Genomic DNA, 15,829 nt, shown 5'->3' with positions numbered 1-15,829 from the left:
ACAATGCTCAATAATCCCGAAATGTTTTATGGATTCGTCTCGAATTCCGGGATTTATGACCAACTCATCCCCCAGCCTGCGCCTGTTTGAACTGCTGGAAATCATGTGCGCCCATGGCCGCCCGTTCAGCCTGGCGGACGCCATCGAGGCCACAGGCTGGCCCAAACCCAGCGTGCACCGCATGCTGGGCCAGCTCGAAAACGGTGGCCTGCTGGCGCGCGAGCCCGATGGGCGCCGCTACACCCCCGCACCCCGCCTGCTGCGCCTGGCCGAAAGCACGCTCAGCGCGGGCACCCAGCATGGCGTGCGCCATGCGGTGCTGCGCCAGCTGGTGGCCGATATTGGCGAGAGCTGCAACCTCACGGCGCTCAGCGGCGCCGAGGTGATCTACCTGGACCGCGTGGAGTCGGCCTTTCCGCTGCGCATGGAGCTGCGGCCCGGCACGCGCGTGCCCATCCACTGCTCGGCCAGCGGCAAGCTGTTTCTGGCCCACCTGTCGGCCGCGCGCCGGGCGGCGATCCTGGACGGACTGCCGCTGACCCGCCACACGGCCACCACTTTGACCGACCGCACCGCCCTGGAGGCCGAGCTGGAGCAGATCCTGCGGCAGGGTTACGCCACAGATGCCGAAGAGTTTGTGGACGGTCTCGTTTGTGTGGCTGTGCCTGTGCTGGGCAGCGGGCGGCGGCAGGTACGCTGCGCCGTGGCCCTGCAAGCACCGGCGGCACGCATGCCGCTGGCGCAGGCGCTACAGCAGGTGACCCGCCTGGGCGAAGCCGCCCAGGCGCTGGGCCGTACCTGGACATGACATCTCTTTAACGGACACCATGAACCTGAACTACCTGGATTTTGACTACAGCGAAGACGCGGACGGCGTAGGTACGTTTGACGCCATGGCGAGCGTGCAGCCCGCGCAGATTCCCGCATTACATGCAGAGATCAGCGCCGTGCTGGTCTGGGCGCACCAGCATTGGCCCGATGCCTGCGGCCCGTCGGAAGATGGGGGCATATGGCACTACGACCTGCAAGGCGTGCAGGAGATCAGCACACCGCTGGTGCTGACGTTTGATGACAACGCCGGGCAACTGCGTGCGGCGCCAGGCAACCCCGCCCCACCCCGGACCACGATCACATTGACAATCAGCGGAAATGCTGACTTTTGCGGTGCGTTGCGCGACGCCTTCGCGATCGAATAGCCTCCATAGCCCCAATTACCAGCAAAAGCCCCACGTTGCGAACAGGTTAGCGCGTCGGCAAGCGGCAATCTCTCCGGCATCGCTACAGTTGCGACTCCTCAGTTCAACTCAAGACCGGAGAGTTTCATGCTGTCACGCCGCCACTTCCTGGGTGCAAGCCTGGCCACCACCGTTTACGCAGCGGGCTCGTTTGTCCCCGTGTGGGCCCAGAACGCGCCCAACTTCGGAACCCCCACCTTGCCCAGCCCCGGCTTTCGCCGCATGAAGGTGGGCGATGTGGAGGTGATTGCGCTGAACGATGGCATCACGCGCCGCCCGCTGGGAGAGGAATTTGTGAAGAACGCGCCGCTGACCGAGGTGCGTGCGCTGCTGGCATCGCAAGGACTGCCCACCGACTACATCGACGTGCCCTACACACCCTTTCTGGTGGTGGCAGGCGCGCGCAAGATCCTCATCGACACCGGCTTGGGCGAGTTTGGTGGCGCCACCACCGGCAAGCTGCTCGACAGCCTGCGCGCGGCGGGCATGCAGGCAGCCGACATCGACACCGTGCTGATCAGCCACTACCACGGCGACCACATCAACGGCATCCGCAACAAGGCCGGTGAGTTGGTTTTCCCCAAGGCCAAGGTGATGGTGCCCGCCGCCGAACACGCGTTCTGGATGGACGACGCCCGCATGGCCGCTGCGCCCGCTGGCATGAAGGGTGCATTCGATAACGTGCGCCGCACCTTTGCCACCATGCCCGCAGACACGCTGGTGCAGTTTGCGGCCGATGCGGAAGTGGCGCCGGGCATCAAGTCTGTGGCGGCCTATGGCCACACGCCGGGTCATACGCTGTTCGAGCTGACCTCGTCGGGCCAGAAGTTCTTCTACGTGGCAGACCTGACCAACGTGCCTGCACTGTTCGCACGCAATCCCGACTGGGCTGTGACCTTTGACATGGACGCCGAGGCTGCGCGCAAGGTGCGGCGCGATGTGTTCCAGCGCATCACCGCCAGCAATGCCATGCTGGGCGGCTTCCACTTCCCGTTCCCGGCGTTTGGCCGCATGGCGGCTTCTGGCAATGGCTATGCCTTCCAGCCTGCCGCCTGAGCCCCGCATTGCCCGCCGCGCGGTGCTGGGCGCCGGGCTGGCCTTGGCCAGCCTGCGCGGCTGGGCGGCGCAAGACGCGGATGCCGAAGCATTGTTGCGCAAGGGCGGGGTGGTGGCCGCCTTCCGCCACGCGCTGGCCCCCGGCACGTTCGACCCCCCAGGATTCCGCCTGGGTGACTGCAGCACCCAGCGCAATCTGAGCGAAGAAGGCCGCGCACAGGCACGCAGCGTGGGCGCGTGGTTTCAGCAACGGCAACTCCAACCTGGCAAGGTTTTATCAAGCCCCTGGTGCCGCTGCGTGGACAGTGCCACCCTCGCCTTTGGTACGCCGCAGGTCTGGGCGGCACTCGGGTCGCCCCGGGGTAGCCCGGAGACCACCGGCGCGGCCCACCTGCGTGAACTGCGTACAGCGCTGGCCACAGCGTCGTCCCAGCCCGGTCGTTTCGAAGTGTGGTTCACCCACATGTTTGTGCTGTCCGACCTGGCAAATACCAACACCAGCTCGGGCGAAGGACTGATTCTCCGGGCAGATCGCAGTGGCAACGTCGAGGTCGTGGCGCGTCTTTCCATACCCGCCTGACGGGGTGACCTGGCGGCTTCCCGCGAATGGGTAGCGGGCGGGCATGGCGGCGGGTCGTTCGCCTACATCGGGCGCGGGGGAAAGGACTATCCTCAAGCCACGCTGCTGTGCCGGATGCCCCGGAACGCGGTGCACGAAGGACATGCCCATGGCAAACACCCAAAGCCCTCCCCCGCAGTCAAATACCCGCAACGCTGCCACCTGGCCTGCCCCCTACCCCGCCCAGCAAGTCGGCACAGTCCCTGCAAACCAGCCAAGCCATGACCGCGTACGCATGGAGCTGCAGATTGATCTGAGCTACGAGGTGGACCAGTATGGTGCCGATTTTGTCTTCAACATCCACGCGGCGCAGACACCCAACCAGTCGGTAAGCGCAGAGCGCCTGGTCATCAACCAGCCCATTGCCCACCACATTCATACCGATCCAGCCACGGGCAACCGCTACCTGCGGCTGCATGGAGAGCCCGGCACGCTGGAGCTGTCGTATTCAGCCACGGTCGATATCAACCACTACCGCATCGACCCCTCCCAATTGGCAGAGGTACCGGTGCGGCGCCTGCCGCAAGAGGTAATGGGCTACATCTACCCCAGCCGGTATTGCCAGTCCGACCGGCTGCTGCGCCTGGCGACGAACGAGTTTGGTGCGCTGTGGCAAGGGCATAGCCGCGTGCAGGCGATCTGCGACTGGGTGCAGCGGCACGTGGCGTTCACCTCCAACACTTCCAACTCCAACACCTCTGCGGTGGACACGCTGGTGGAGCAGGTGGGCGTGTGCCGTGACTTCGCCCACCTCATGATTGCCTTGTGCCGCGCCATCAACATCCCGGCCCGCTTCACCACCGGAACCGACTACGGCGCTGACCCGGCCCTGGGCCCCCCCGACTTTCATGCCTATGTGGAGGTGTACCTGGGCGACCGCTGGTACATCTTTGACCCGTCTGGCACGGCGATCCCCATGGGCCTGCTGCGGTTTGGTGTGGGGCGGGATGCGGCAGATGTGGCCTTTGCCACCATCTTCGGTGGCGTGTGGGCCAAGCCCCCCGTGATCCGTACGATGGCCATTCAGGATGCCGCGCGGGGTTTTGAGTTGCCCCGCCACTGCACACAAGCGCTGTCCACCGACCACGGCGCAGGTGTGGCGGCGGGTGTGGCCGCAGGTTTTGTGGCGGCCTGAGCACCCACAAAACACCTGCCAAACACCTTTGAAAGCCCGGCAACCCGGCTGTGGCCTAAAATCTCTCCTTTTTCCACCAACTCAGAGACCTACCATGGGCAACAAGATCGTCACCGAAGCAGACCGCAAGCGCACCCCCCGCCCTACGCCCGTGCCCGGCTACACCCTGGCCACTCCCGGCCGTGGCCAGCGCGTGAGCCTGGAACGCGGTGTGGCAACCCGCAGCAAGAAGAACCCTGGCAAGCGCTCCAAGAAGGGCGGCTGATCGCCAGATCGCCACGGGCCGACTGCGGTTGGTTCCTTACAAGAAAGCCCTCGCCAGAGGGCTTTTTGCTTTCTGGGGCTTTCACACCACCCGGCCGGTGGCGCCTTGCTCCGGCAACCTGTGCCAATATTCACCCATGATCACCGTCCACCACCTCGAAACCTCGCGCTCGCAGCGCGTTCTCTGGCTGCTCGAAGAACTGGGTGTTCCCTACGAGCTGAAAATCTACCAGCGCGACAAGGCCACCAAGCTGGCCCCGCCCGAACTCAAGAAGATCCACCCGCTGGGCAAATCACCGGTGATCACCGACGGCAAAGAGGTCATCGCCGAGTCGGGCGCGATCATCGAATACCTGGTGGAAACCTACGGTGCCCAGGCGGGCGGCGACCTGGCCCACCTGCAACCGGCGCCGCGCACGCCAGAGTACCGCCAGTGCCGCTTCTGGATGCACTACGCCGAAGGCTCGCTGATGAACTGGCTGGTGATGAAGCTGGTGTTCATGACAATCCCCACGCAGCCGATGCCCTTCTTCGTCAAGCCCATCGCCAAGGCACTGTGCGGCACGGTGCAGGAGAAATTGATCGACCCCAATGTGAACACCGCGCTCGACTTCATGGAGCAGCACCTGGGCACGCACCGCTGGTTTGCGGGCGAGCACCTCACCATGGCCGATTTTCAGATGAGCTTTGCGGTGGAGGCTGCCCTCTCACGCGCCAGCAAGGCCGGTGCGTGCCCCAACCTTCTGGCCTACAAGCAGCGCATGGAGGCCCGCCCCGCGTACCAGCGCGGCATTGCCAAGGGTGGCCCGGTGGTGATGTCCGCCTGAACATCGTCGGGATCACAGAGATGCCTGACCGCGTCGCTACCTACTCGGTGCTTTTTGTGTGCATGGGCAACATCTGCCGCAGCCCCACGGCCCACGGCGTGTTCCGGCACAAGGTGGTTCACAGTGGTTTGGCCAGCCAGGTGCGTGTGGACTCGGCAGGCACCCACAACTACCACCCCGGCAAGGCACCGGACGAGCGGACCCAACGCCATGCGGCGCAACGGGGCTACGACCTGTCGGATCTGCGCGCTCGGCAGATGCTGGCCAACGACTTTGAACGCCACGATCTGGTTCTGGCGATGGATTGGGACAACCTGGCCCTTGCGCAAGACCTTTGTCCACCCGAACACGCCCGCAAGTTGCGCCGAATGACAGAGTTCTGCCAACGGTTCGACAGCCCCGTGGTGCCCGATCCGTACTACGGCGGGGCCGCTGGTTTTGAGGAGGTGCTGGACCTGGTGGAAGACGCCTGTGATGGCCTGCTGCACCATGTGCGGCAGCAGTTGCAGCGGCGGTCCAGGCCGCTTTAGCACTACGCGGCGCGCACCCCACACACCAGCGCGCCGGGGTCGTTGTGCGCCAGCTCCCGGTCATTCTTGGCCTGGGCCACTTCCATGTCGCGCGGCAGGGTGACACCGTTTTTGACGGCCAAAATTTCGGCCATCACGCTCACCGCAATCTCGGGTGGTGTCTTGCTGCCGATGTAGATGCCGATCGGTCCGCGCAGGCGGGCCAGGCTCTCCTCGGTCTGGTCGAAGTGTTCGATCATGCGGGCGCGGCGCGCCTCGTTGTTGCGGCGCGAGCCGATGCCGCCCACATAAAACGCGTCGGTATTCAGCGCCTCCAGCAGCGCCAGGTCGTCGAGCTTGGGGTCGTGCGTGAGGGCCACCACGCAACTGCGCCGGTCGGGCTTGAAGGCCAGCACCACGTCGTCGGGCATGTCACTCACCACCGTGGCGGCAGGCACGTTCCAGCTGCCCCGGTATTCCTCGCGCGGGTCGCACACCGTTACCGCAAACCCGTTGAACAGCGCCATGGTGGCCAGGTATTCCGCCAGCTGGCCCGCGCCGATCAGCAGCATGCGGTACTCGGGGCCAAAGGTGTTGGTAAGCCGCTCAGCATCCACCACCAGCTCGGTGGGCGCTGCCGCAGGCGTTAGCGTGACCGCGCCGTCGACCAAGCGCACGCTGCGCTGCATCAGGCGCCCAGCCTCCAGCGCGGTGATCAGTGTTGCCAGGCTGTCCGGGGCCGGGTCGTACTCCAGCAGCAGCTCCAGCGTTCCGCCACAGGGCAAGCCGAAGCGGTGCGCCTCGTCGGCAGTGACGCCGTACTTCACAAACGTCGGCGGGCCGCTGGGAATACGGTGATCCTTGTCTCCGACCGCATTCGCCGTGGGCGCGCCCTGCGCATAGGCCCGGGTGTGGCGGTCAATCAGATCGTCCTCAATGCACCCGCCCGACACAGACCCCACCACCGAACCGTCTTCGCACAGCGCCATGATGGAGCCCACCGGCCGGGGTGAAGAGCCCCACGTGCGCACCACCGTCGCCAGCAACGCCCGCCGCCCGGCGGCCCGCCAGCCCTGCAGCGTGCGCAACACCATCACATCCAGGTTTTCCATCGTTCCGTCACCAATTCATTTCTACCGCTTATTCAGATATTCCCATCTACGCCCGCTGCGTCTGAAACCGCGCGGCGCCCAGGCCAGCGCCACCGTGGATCCGGCTTTGCCGGTCCACCGGAGGCGTCCCCCCCGGGGGAAGACGCGAAGCGGCTCAGGGGGAGTCAATTGATTGCCCAGGCTATCAGCACCAGCGCCGCCGCGCCCACCACCCACACCCAAACCGGAATGCCGCTGGGGGGAATATCCTCCCCCGCCGACGCCGCCAGTGCCCCAGGCTCGGTGGGCGCTTCGGAGGATGCCGCACCATCGTCTGCCGGCGCGCGCGAATTGCGGCTTTGCATTTCGTTGTCAAAGCGCTTGAAAAAATCCTCCGCCATGCTCTTGGCCGCGCCGTCGATGAGCCGCTGTCCCAGCTGCGCGATCTTGCCGCCCACCGTGGCATGCACGGTGTAGTGCAGCTCGCAGCTTTCCTGCCCAACGGCATCCGCGGGCAAAGGCACCAGTTTGACCTGCGCATTGCCCTTGCCAAAACCCGCCACACCACCCGATCCGTCGAAGGCGATGGTGTAGCTCTCTGGTGGCACGATGTCCGACAGCGTGATCTTGCCCGCAAACTTGGCCGACACGGGGCCGATCTTGAGTGCCATGGCGACCGCGTATTGGTTCTCACCGATCGCCTCGACCTTGTCGCAGCCGGGGATGCACAGCTTGAGCACCTCAGGATCGTTGAGTGCCTCCCAGGCCTGCTGCTGGCTCACGGCAAGGGTGCGGCTGGCTTGCATTTCCATGGTGGGTTCCTTGTGTTGTCTGGTGTTGTCTGGTTATCTCTGAAATCGGTCACTGCCGCAGCACGGCCGCCAGGCTGGCCGCCAGATCCTGCAGGCGGCTCAGGTTGTGCACGGCCACCGTGCCGTGGGCCTGGCGGTGCAGTTCGGAGGCGCCGCGTGCCGTGGGCGCATAGCCCTCAAATCGCAGCAGCGGGTTGAGCCACAGCAGGCGTCCGCAATGGCGGCGCAGCCAGCCCAGTTCCTGCGCCAGCACCTCGGGCGTGCCTGTGTCCAGCCCGTCGCTGATCAGCAGCACCAGGGTGCGCCGCCCCACCAGCCTCCGGGCATGCTGCAAACGCAGCTGGGCCAGGCTGTCGCCCATGCGGGTGCCCCCCGCAAAATCATTGATGGAATGGCTGGCCACCTGCAGCATCGCGTCGGTGTCGGCCAGGCGAAAGGCGGGCGTGAGGTCGGTCAGCCCGGTGCCAAACGCAAACACGTCGCGGCGCACGGCATCGCCGGTGTGGCGCGGTGCCGTGGCGGCATGCAAAAACGCCAGCAGCAGCCGCGCGTAACGCTCCATAGAGCCCGACACATCCACCAGCACCAGCAGCGGCAGCGGTTGCTTACGCCGCTGCAGCAGCGGGATGCGCAGCACCTCGCCCCCGTTGCGGGCCGCGTGGTGCATGGCGCCGGGCCAGTGCGGGCGGCTTCCGCGCACACCGGGGCGGGTGCGGCGGGCGGCGTAGCGCGGCAGAGGCAAGGGCACCTCGCGCGCCAGGCGCTCCACCAGCAGGTATTCGCTGGCCGAGAGCTGGTTGAAGTCGGCCTGCCGCAGGCGCTGCAGGTCACTGGCCGTCATGGCGGCGTCGAAATCGATTTTCTCGTCCTCGCGCGGCGGGGGGGCGTTGCTGGCCGCACGCACGGGGGCCAACGCCTCGCTCACGCGCGGGCGGCGTTTGGCGGGCTCGGCCTTGGACTCAGCGCTGGGCAGCATCTGCGCCAGCAGCTTTTGCGCCACGTTGGGGTTGCGAAAGTACGCGTCGAACAACTCGCGGAAGACCAAACGGTCCTGCTCGCGGCTGACCAGCACGGCCTCCAGCGCGGCGCAAAAGTCCTCGCGCTGCAGCCCTACCAGCATCACGGCTTGCTGGGCCAGCGCCATGCGGGCGGCGTCCACGCGCACGCCGGCGCGGCGCAGGGTGCGGCCAAAACCGCTCAGGTTGTCGGCGAGCTTGCCCGTGCGGGCATCGCCCAGCTGGGAGATCGTTTTGACCTCTGCCACGGTTGAGCCCTCAGGCATCGGCCTCAGCGGGTTGCAGCAACTGCGCCGCGATGTCGCGCGTGAGCGCAGCCACGTCCTCGCGCTGCTTGAACAAGATGCCTGCGGTGTCGGACACCACTTCGGGGTCCACCACGATGGTGTCGAGCGCGACCAGCGCCTTGGCCCACTCCACGCTCTCTGCGATGCCCGGCGCGCGCTGGAAGGCATTGGCAAATGGCTGGCTGCGCAAACGGCCCACAAAATCCGCCACCTGGATGGCCAAGGCGGCGCTGGCATCCGGCACCTGCGCACGCACGATGGCCAGTTCGCGCTCGCGCTCGGGGTAGTCCAGCCAGTGGTACAGGCAGCGGCGTTTGACGGCGTCGTGCAGATCCCGCGTGCGGTTGCTGGTGAGGATGGTGACCGGCGTGGCCGTGGCGCGCACGGTGCCGATCTCGGGGATGCTGACCTGGTACTCGCCCAGGTATTCGAGCAGGAAGGCCTCGAAGGGCTCGTCGGCGCGGTCCACTTCGTCGATGAGCAGCACGGCGCCGGGTGCGGGCGCCTGCAGCGCCTGCAGCAAAGGGCGTCGGATGAGGTAGCGGTCCTGGTAGACCTCGCGTTCCACCTGCGCCATGTCGGCGCTGCCTTTGCCTTCCGCTGCGCGCATGTGCAAGAGCTGGGCCGCGTAGTTCCATTCATACAGCGCCTCGCGCTGCTCCAGCCCGTCGTAGCACTGCAGGCGGATCAGGCTGCGTTCCAGCACCTTGGCAAGCGCCTGGGCCAGCGCCGTCTTTCCCACGCCGGGCTCGCCCTCCAGCAGCAGCGGGCGCTGCAGCTTGAGCGCCAGGAACACGGCCGTGGCCAGCCGCCGGTCGGCAAAATAGCCCACGCCCTGCAAGGCAGACACCAGGGCGTCGATGGAGGACAGCGCAGGCGCGGTCATGGGCACGGGAGGGGAAACGTTCATTACTATAGTTTCTATAGCTAATAGCGCTTGATAGAAAAGCGCTAGAGGCCAATTTCATTCAAACACCCGCCCCTGGATGCAGTATGCAGGGCGCGGGTGCTATCCCCCATCAGCCCAGGATTTGCGCTACTGCTCTTTGGGTCTGCACGCTGATGAGGTTGGCGCGATAGGCCGCACTGGCGTGGATGTCAGCGTTGAGATCGCTTGCATCGATCTTCACCGCCGCCGCCGATGCGGGCGTAAAACTCTGGTTCAGCGCTGCTTCCAGCCCCGCGTGGCGGAACACACTGCTGGCCGCGCCGGTGATGGCCACGCGCACGCCGGCATCGGTCTGCGCCACAAACACGCCCACCAGCGAGAAGCGCGAGGCCGCCTGCTTGAACTTGAGGTACGCAGCGCGCTTGGGGATGGGGAAGCGGATGGCGGTGATGATCTCGCCCTCTTCCAGCGCCGTGGTGTACATGCCCACAAAAAAGTCGTCGGCCGCAATCTCGCGCTGGTTGGTGATGACTGTGGCGACCAGGCCCAGCACGGCGCTGGGGTAGCACGCCGCTGGGTCGTTGTTGGCCACCGAACCACCCAGCGTGCCGCGTGCGCGCACCTGCCGGTCGCCGATGTGCGCCGCCAAGTCGGCCAGCGCGGGGATGGCGGCCTTGACATCGGCGCTGTTGGCCACGTCCATGTGGCGCGTCATGGCGCCGATGACCAGCGCGTTGCCCTCGCGGCGGATGCCCGCCAGCTCGGGGATGTTGTTGAGGTCAACGATCTTCTCGGGGTTGGCCAGGCGCAGCCGCATCGACGGCAGCAGGCTTTGGCCACCGGCCAGCAGCTTGCCGCCCTGGGCGATGAGCTGTGCAGCGGCGGCGGTGGAGGAGGGATTTTCAAAGGTGAATGCGTACATGCTGGTTCTCCTCAGGCTTTGGCACTCTGAATCGCTTCCCACACACGGTGTGGCGATGCGGGCATGTCGAACTCTTTAACCCCCAGCGGGCGCAGTGCATCCAGCACCGCATTGATCACCGCCGGTGGCGAGCCAATTGCCCCCGCCTCGCCGCAGCCTTTGGTCCCCAGCGGGTTGTGCGTGCAGGGGGTACACACATGGCCCAGCTTGAACTCGGGGAAGTCATCAGCGCGCGGCATGGCGTAGTCCATGAAGCTGCCGGTCAGGAGCTGACCCGTTTCACGGTCGTACACGCAGTTTTCCATCAGCGCCTGGCCGATGCCCTGCACTAGGCCTCCGTGCACCTGGCCCTCCACGATCATGGGGTTGATGATGGTGCCGAAGTCGTCCACGGCCGTGAACTTGTCTACGCGGGTGCTGCCTGTGGCCGGGTCCACCTCCACTTCGCAGATGTAGGTGCCAGCAGGGAAGGTGAAGTTGGTCGGGTCGTAGAACGCGGTTTCGTTGAGGCCCGGTTCGAGCTTGTCGAGCGGGTAGTTGTGCGGCACATAGGCCGTGAGTGCCACCTGGCCGAACGGGATCTTCTTGTCCGTGCCGCGCACGGTGAACTCACCGCCGCTGAAGTCGATGTCGGCGTCGCTGGCCTCCATCAAGTGCGCGGCGATTTTCTTGGCCTTGGCCTCGATCTTGTCCAGCGCCTTCATGATGGCCCCGCCGCCCACGCTGATGGAGCGCGAGCCATACGTGCCCATGCCAAACGGCACGCGCCCCGTGTCGCCGTGCACGATGTCCACGTTTTCCACCGGGATGCCCAGGCGCGCGGCCACCACCTGCGCAAAGGTGGTCTCGTGCCCCTGGCCGTGGCTGTGCGATCCGGTGAACACCGTCACGCTGCCCGTGGGATGTACACGCACTTCGCCGCATTCAAACAGACCTGCGCGCGCGCCCAGGGCGCCCGCGATGTTGGACGGCGCAATCCCACACGCTTCGATGTAGCTGCTGTAGCCGATGCCGCGCTTCAAGCCCTTGGCCTCGCTGGCCGCCTTGCGCGCCGCAAAGCCCGCCACGTCGGCCAGTTCCTGCGCTTGCGTCATACAGGCGTGGTAGTCGCCCACGTCGTACTGCAGTGCCACGGGCGTCTGGTAAGGCCAGCTGGTGATGAAGTTACGTTTGCGGATTTCGTCCTGGCCCAGGCCCATCTCCCAGCCACAGCGCGACACCAGCCGTTCCAGCAGGTAGGTGGCCTCGGGCCGGCCTGCGCCGCGGTAGGCATCGACTGGTGCGGTGTTGGTGAACCAGGCATCGACCTCGACATAGATCTGCGGGGTGGTGTATTGCCCGGCCAGCAGCGTGGCGTACAGGATGGTGGGCACTGCGCTGGCAAAGGTGCTGAGGTAGGCTCCCATGTTGGCGTCGGTGTGCACGCGCATGGCCAGGAACTTGCCGTCTTTGTCCATCGCCATTTCGGCATGGCTCACATGGTCGCGGCCATGCGCGTCCGACACAAAAGACTCACTGCGATCGGCCACCCACTTGATGTTGCGGTTGAGCTTCTTGGCCGCCCAGGTCAGGCACACGTCCTCGGCATACAAGAAGATCTTGGAGCCAAAGCCGCCGCCCACGTCGGGCGCAATCACGCGCACCTTGTGCTCGGGCAGGCCCATCACGAAGGCGGTCATCAGCAGCCGCTCGACGTGCGGATTCTGGTTGCTGACGTACAGCGTGTATTCGTCGTTGGCGCGGCTGTACGAGCCAATGGCGGCGCGGGGCTCCATCGCGTTGGGGATGAGGCGGTTGTTGACCAGATCCAGCTTCGTCACGTGCGCGGCGTTGGCAAATGCGGCGTCCACCGCGCCCTTGTCGCCAATGGCCCATTTGTAGCAGTGGTTGTCCGGCGCTGCATCATGCAGCCCTGCGCCGGCCACGGTGCCTGCGGCCGCATCGGCCACACTGACCACGGCGGGCAACACGTCGTAATCCACCTCCACCAGCTCGGCCGCATCACGCGCCTGCTGCTGCGTCAGCGCCACGACGATGGCCACGTGGTCGCCCACATAGCGCACCTTGCCCTGCGCCAGGATGGGGTGCGGCGGCTCCTTCATGGGCTGACCGTCGGTGCTGGTGATGAGCCAGCCGCAAGGCAGGCCGTTGATGTTGTCGGCCGCCACGTCGGCACCGGTGAACACGCCCAGCACGCCCGGCGCGGCCTTGGCCGCTTCCACATTGATGCTGTTGATCTTGGCGTGTGCGTGCGGCGAGCGCACAAACACCGCATGGCTTTGCGCCGCCAGCACCACGTCGTCGGTGTACTGGCCCGCGCCGGTCAGGAAGCGGTAGTCTTCCTTGCGCTTGAGCGATTCGCCGATGTGCGGCAGCTTGGAAAAGTCGGATGCACCCATGGTTCTTCTCCTGTGTGTTTACGCTGAAGCCATGGCCTTTTGGCCAACCTGCACTGCGCGCACGATGTTCTGGTAGCCCGTGCAGCGGCAGATGTTCCCTTCGAGCAGCTCGCGGATCTCGCCTTCGCTGGCGTTGGGGTGGTTTTTGCACAAGTCCACCGCGCTCATCACCATGCCCGGGGTGCAGAAGCCGCACTGAAGGCCATGGCACTCCTTGAACGCGGCCTGCATGGGGTGCATGGTGCCGTCGGGGGTGGCCATGCCTTCGATGGTGGTCACCTCGGCCCCCTGGGCCTGCACCGCCAGCATGGCGCAGGATTTGACGGCCCTGCCGTTCACATGCACCGTACACGCCCCGCACTGGCTGGTGTCACAACCCACATGGGTGCCGGTGAGCAGCAGGTGCTCTCGCAGCGCATGGACAAGCAGGGTATTGGGGGGGACGTCAACACTGGCAGCGCGCCCGTTGACCGTGAACTGGACTTGCATCTGGCTGTCTCCTGAATAGGTTTTGGCTGGACTGACCTCGCGCATCTTCTGCCGCGCCCCACCACCCATCCCTAGGGACAACCCTAGATTTCCGGCAGCCCCGGCCGGATATTCTCAAAATGAAACATGTTGCAGCGCACACCAGCGCATCATGCGCAGCTCAAGGATTCGGTTCACCATGCTGTCCTCCGCGCCCACCTCCCCCGCCCACCGCCACGCACTGATTGCACAGGCGCGCCAAAGCTTGCTGGCGGATGGCGCAGCGCCCCTGCGGGCCGAGGTGGAGCCATGGATTGCACGGTCGTGGCAACGCTGCCTGGCCCAGGGGCTCAACCCCACCCACCGTGTGGCATTTGACGCCGTCAGCGCCACGGCGTTGCGCCGTAGCCTGGAGCAAAACCACCACCTGCTGCGCGCGGCCCGGCCCGTGCTGCAACAGCTCACCCGCGCGATTGCGGGCATGCACTACTTCGCCATGCTGACGGACGCACGCGGCATCGTGGTGGACGTGCAAGGCCATTGCGACCCAGACGACCCGCGCGCCAGCGCCATTGGCCGCGTGGGCATCGACCTGTCGGAAGCGGCCGTGGGCACCACAGCCATCGGCGCTGCGCTGGCCGAGCTGCAGCCGGTGTGGCTGCACCGGGGCGAACACTTCTTTGATGACAACGCCAGCTACAGCTGTGCAGGAGCACCGCTGTTCGACCCGCAGGGCCAGTGTGTGGGCATGCTGGACCTGACCGGCGTGGATGTGCCCGAGCGGCCCGAGCTGCGCCACCTGGTGGCCCGATCGGCCCGCGCCATGGAAGACGCCTTGCTGCTGCAATTGCCCCATGCCCTGCTGCTGCGCGTGAACTGGCCCGGCGGCCCGCTGGGCAGCGAGGGCGACGGCCTGCTGGCACTGGACGGCGATGGATTTGTGGTGGGCTGCAACAGCATGGCCCGCCAACTGGTGCCCCAGCCACTGCGCACCCCGGGTGCGCCCACCCACGCCAGCGACCTGCTGGCCATGCCGTGGGCCATGTTGTTCGATGCTGCGCGGCGGCACCCGGCGCAGCCGATCGATTTGCCCCTGTGGTCGGGCCTGCGCCTGCAGGCGCTAGCGCAACGGCCAGAAAACGCCCGTGGCGCCAGCCAGCCTGTTGCCACCCTGTCCCCGGCGCTGGTGGGCGCCCCGCCCACGGCCGCACCGCTGCGCGAGGCTGAAACCGCCCTGATTCGCCAAGCCGTGCAAGACGCCCGTGGCAATGTGGCAGAAGCTGCCCGGGTGCTCGGCATCAGCCGCGCCACGGTGTACCGCAAACTGGGCCATCCCAAGGGGCTGTGATCGGCGGCTGCGGCACCTGCCAACAAGGCGCAGCAGATATTTGCATCAAATTGGCCGCTAGCGCTTATTCAGCAAACGCCAATAGCTATAAAATATATAGCGCGATTCCCTCAATGGGCCCAGTCTCAGACCTCGGCCAAGGCCAGTACCACGGCGTTGTCTTCCACCACCAGCACGACCGGGCTGCCCGCGCGCAGGCCACTGCCGGGCGCCGCAAAACCCACCATCTGCAAGCCACCCGACAGCTCGGCAGACACCTCATCGCCCGACTCGCCCCGCACCACGCGCGTGGCTTTTGCGGGCAGGCGGTGGATGCCGGGTGCATCGGCCACCGCAGACCCAGACGCTGATGCCAAACGACCACTCCGCTCCACGCGCACGGCCGTGGCCTTGCACAGCGTCTGCACGGCAAGCCCTGGCTGCAGGCCCAGCAGCTCCGCACTCTCACGGGTGATGCGCGCGGCCAGTGCTGCAGGCACGCCCATTGCGGCACCGTCGCCATCGCTCGCATTGCCCAACCGCAGGTGCACCGCCACGATCTGCCCCTGCACCACCAGCCGCTCCACCACACACGGCAACTGGTTGCGCATGCTGGTGCGCACCGCCAGCCGCGCCAGCGCAGGGCCCGCATGGGGCGTGACCTGCCAGCGCGACAGCACAGCGCCCCGCGCCTGCGCCATCGCGTCGGCCGCAGCTAGCAGCTGGTGCCCCGCCTCGGTCAGCTGCGCACCGCCGCCCCCTGCCCCACCCACCGCGCGTGCCACCAGCGGCGTGCCCGCCAGATTGGTCAGCGTGTCCACCGCCTGCCACGCGGCCTTGTAGCTCACGCCCACGGCACGCGCGGCCTGCGAGATGGAGCCGCAGGTGCCAATCTGGCGCAGGATGTCGATGCGTTTGTCGGCCAGGGCATGGCCCAGCGCATCCGTGAGAGAAAGAGAAACAGGCATGCGCG

The 15,829-nt window shown here is 66.2% G+C and carries 17 protein-coding genes; 9 read left to right on the top strand and 8 right to left on the bottom strand.

What is annotated here, in order from left to right; all coding sequences use genetic code 11:
• The first annotated feature begins 55 nt into the window (after positions 1–55).
• From LPA35_RS25340 to LPA35_RS25305, 8 genes are all read left to right on the top strand, one after another.
• Positions 56–808, top strand: coding sequence for an IclR family transcriptional regulator (locus tag LPA35_RS25340; protein WP_121507160.1), 753 nt, complete (start codon positions 56–58; stop codon positions 806–808).
• 19 nt (positions 809–827) lie between these two features.
• Entirely contained in the window at positions 828–1,196 is a 369-nt protein-coding gene (locus tag LPA35_RS25335) for a hypothetical protein (protein ID WP_228899997.1), read from the top strand.
• A gap of 126 nt (positions 1,197–1,322) precedes the next feature.
• Positions 1,323–2,291: an MBL fold metallo-hydrolase gene (locus LPA35_RS25330; protein WP_121507162.1), complete on the top strand. Its 969-nt coding sequence runs from the start codon at positions 1,323–1,325 to the stop codon at positions 2,289–2,291.
• Positions 2,269–2,871, top strand: a complete 603-nt coding sequence (locus tag LPA35_RS25325) for a histidine phosphatase family protein (protein WP_228899994.1) — start codon at positions 2,269–2,271, stop codon at positions 2,869–2,871. Before LPA35_RS25330 ends, LPA35_RS25325 begins: the two co-directional genes overlap by 23 nt.
• Positions 2,872–3,145: 274 nt before the next feature.
• Positions 3,146–4,045: a transglutaminase family protein gene (locus LPA35_RS25320; RefSeq protein WP_228900084.1), complete on the top strand. Its 900-nt coding sequence runs from the start codon at positions 3,146–3,148 to the stop codon at positions 4,043–4,045.
• Positions 4,046–4,139: 94 nt separating this feature from the next.
• Entirely contained in the window at positions 4,140–4,310 is a 171-nt protein-coding gene (locus tag LPA35_RS25315; RefSeq protein ID WP_162995995.1) for a hypothetical protein, read from the top strand.
• 136 nt (positions 4,311–4,446) lie between these two features.
• Positions 4,447–5,136 carry a glutathione S-transferase family protein gene (locus LPA35_RS25310; RefSeq protein ID WP_121507165.1) on the top strand — a complete coding sequence of 230 codons (690 nt, stop codon included), beginning with the start codon at positions 4,447–4,449 and terminating at the stop codon, positions 5,134–5,136.
• 20 nt (positions 5,137–5,156) lie between these two features.
• The gene (locus LPA35_RS25305) at positions 5,157–5,666 is read left to right on the top strand and encodes a low molecular weight protein-tyrosine-phosphatase (RefSeq protein WP_121507166.1); all 510 of its coding nucleotides are present in this window, start codon (positions 5,157–5,159) and stop codon (positions 5,664–5,666) included.
• Between the two features lie 2 nt (positions 5,667–5,668).
• Here the strand turns inward: LPA35_RS25305 and LPA35_RS25300 are convergent, their stop codons facing one another.
• The 7 genes from LPA35_RS25300 to LPA35_RS25270 all read right to left on the bottom strand — a co-directional run bounded on the left by LPA35_RS25300 (position 5,669) and on the right by LPA35_RS25270 (position 13,550).
• Complete coding sequence (locus tag LPA35_RS25300) at positions 5,669–6,757, bottom strand: XdhC family protein (RefSeq protein ID WP_121507167.1); 1,089 nt, start codon at positions 6,755–6,757, stop codon at positions 5,669–5,671.
• A gap of 164 nt (positions 6,758–6,921) precedes the next feature.
• Entirely contained in the window at positions 6,922–7,548 is a 627-nt protein-coding gene (locus LPA35_RS25295) for a CoxG family protein (RefSeq protein ID WP_228899991.1), read from the bottom strand.
• A 49-nt stretch (positions 7,549–7,597) separates the two neighbouring features.
• Entirely contained in the window at positions 7,598–8,830 is a 1,233-nt protein-coding gene (locus LPA35_RS25290) for a VWA domain-containing protein (RefSeq protein ID WP_228899989.1), read from the bottom strand.
• Positions 8,823–9,737, bottom strand: a complete 915-nt coding sequence (locus tag LPA35_RS25285) for a MoxR family ATPase (RefSeq protein WP_228900082.1) — start codon at positions 9,735–9,737, stop codon at positions 8,823–8,825. Before LPA35_RS25285 ends, LPA35_RS25290 begins: the two co-directional genes overlap by 8 nt.
• A 133-nt stretch (positions 9,738–9,870) precedes the next feature.
• Positions 9,871–10,662, bottom strand: coding sequence for a xanthine dehydrogenase family protein subunit M (locus tag LPA35_RS25280; RefSeq protein WP_228899987.1), 792 nt, complete (start codon positions 10,660–10,662; stop codon positions 9,871–9,873).
• A gap of 11 nt (positions 10,663–10,673) precedes the next feature.
• On the bottom strand, positions 10,674–13,061 hold the full coding sequence (locus LPA35_RS25275; RefSeq protein ID WP_228899985.1) for a xanthine dehydrogenase family protein molybdopterin-binding subunit: 2,388 nt from the start codon (positions 13,059–13,061) through the stop codon (positions 10,674–10,676).
• Between the two features lie 18 nt (positions 13,062–13,079).
• Positions 13,080–13,550, bottom strand: a complete 471-nt coding sequence (locus tag LPA35_RS25270; RefSeq protein ID WP_055396291.1) for a (2Fe-2S)-binding protein — start codon at positions 13,548–13,550, stop codon at positions 13,080–13,082.
• A 178-nt stretch (positions 13,551–13,728) separates the two neighbouring features.
• Here LPA35_RS25270 and LPA35_RS25265 point away from each other — a divergent pair, with 178 nt between their 5' ends.
• Positions 13,729–14,877 carry a helix-turn-helix domain-containing protein gene (locus LPA35_RS25265; protein ID WP_228899982.1) on the top strand — a complete coding sequence of 383 codons (1,149 nt, stop codon included), beginning with the start codon at positions 13,729–13,731 and terminating at the stop codon, positions 14,875–14,877.
• A gap of 125 nt (positions 14,878–15,002) precedes the next feature.
• On the opposite strand, the gene LPA35_RS25260 is transcribed toward LPA35_RS25265, so the two are convergent.
• On the bottom strand, positions 15,003–15,824 hold the full coding sequence (locus tag LPA35_RS25260; RefSeq protein WP_228899980.1) for a TOBE domain-containing protein: 822 nt from the start codon (positions 15,822–15,824) through the stop codon (positions 15,003–15,005).
• Positions 15,825–15,829: the final 5 nt, after the last annotated feature.

This window comes from Acidovorax sp. Leaf73, assembly GCF_916855635.1.
In the GTDB taxonomy this organism is placed as follows: domain Bacteria; phylum Pseudomonadota; class Gammaproteobacteria; order Burkholderiales; family Burkholderiaceae_C; genus Acidovorax; species Acidovorax facilis.
The sequence above is the reverse complement of the archived record's forward strand: the minus strand, read 5'-3'. Positions and strand labels throughout refer to the sequence as shown.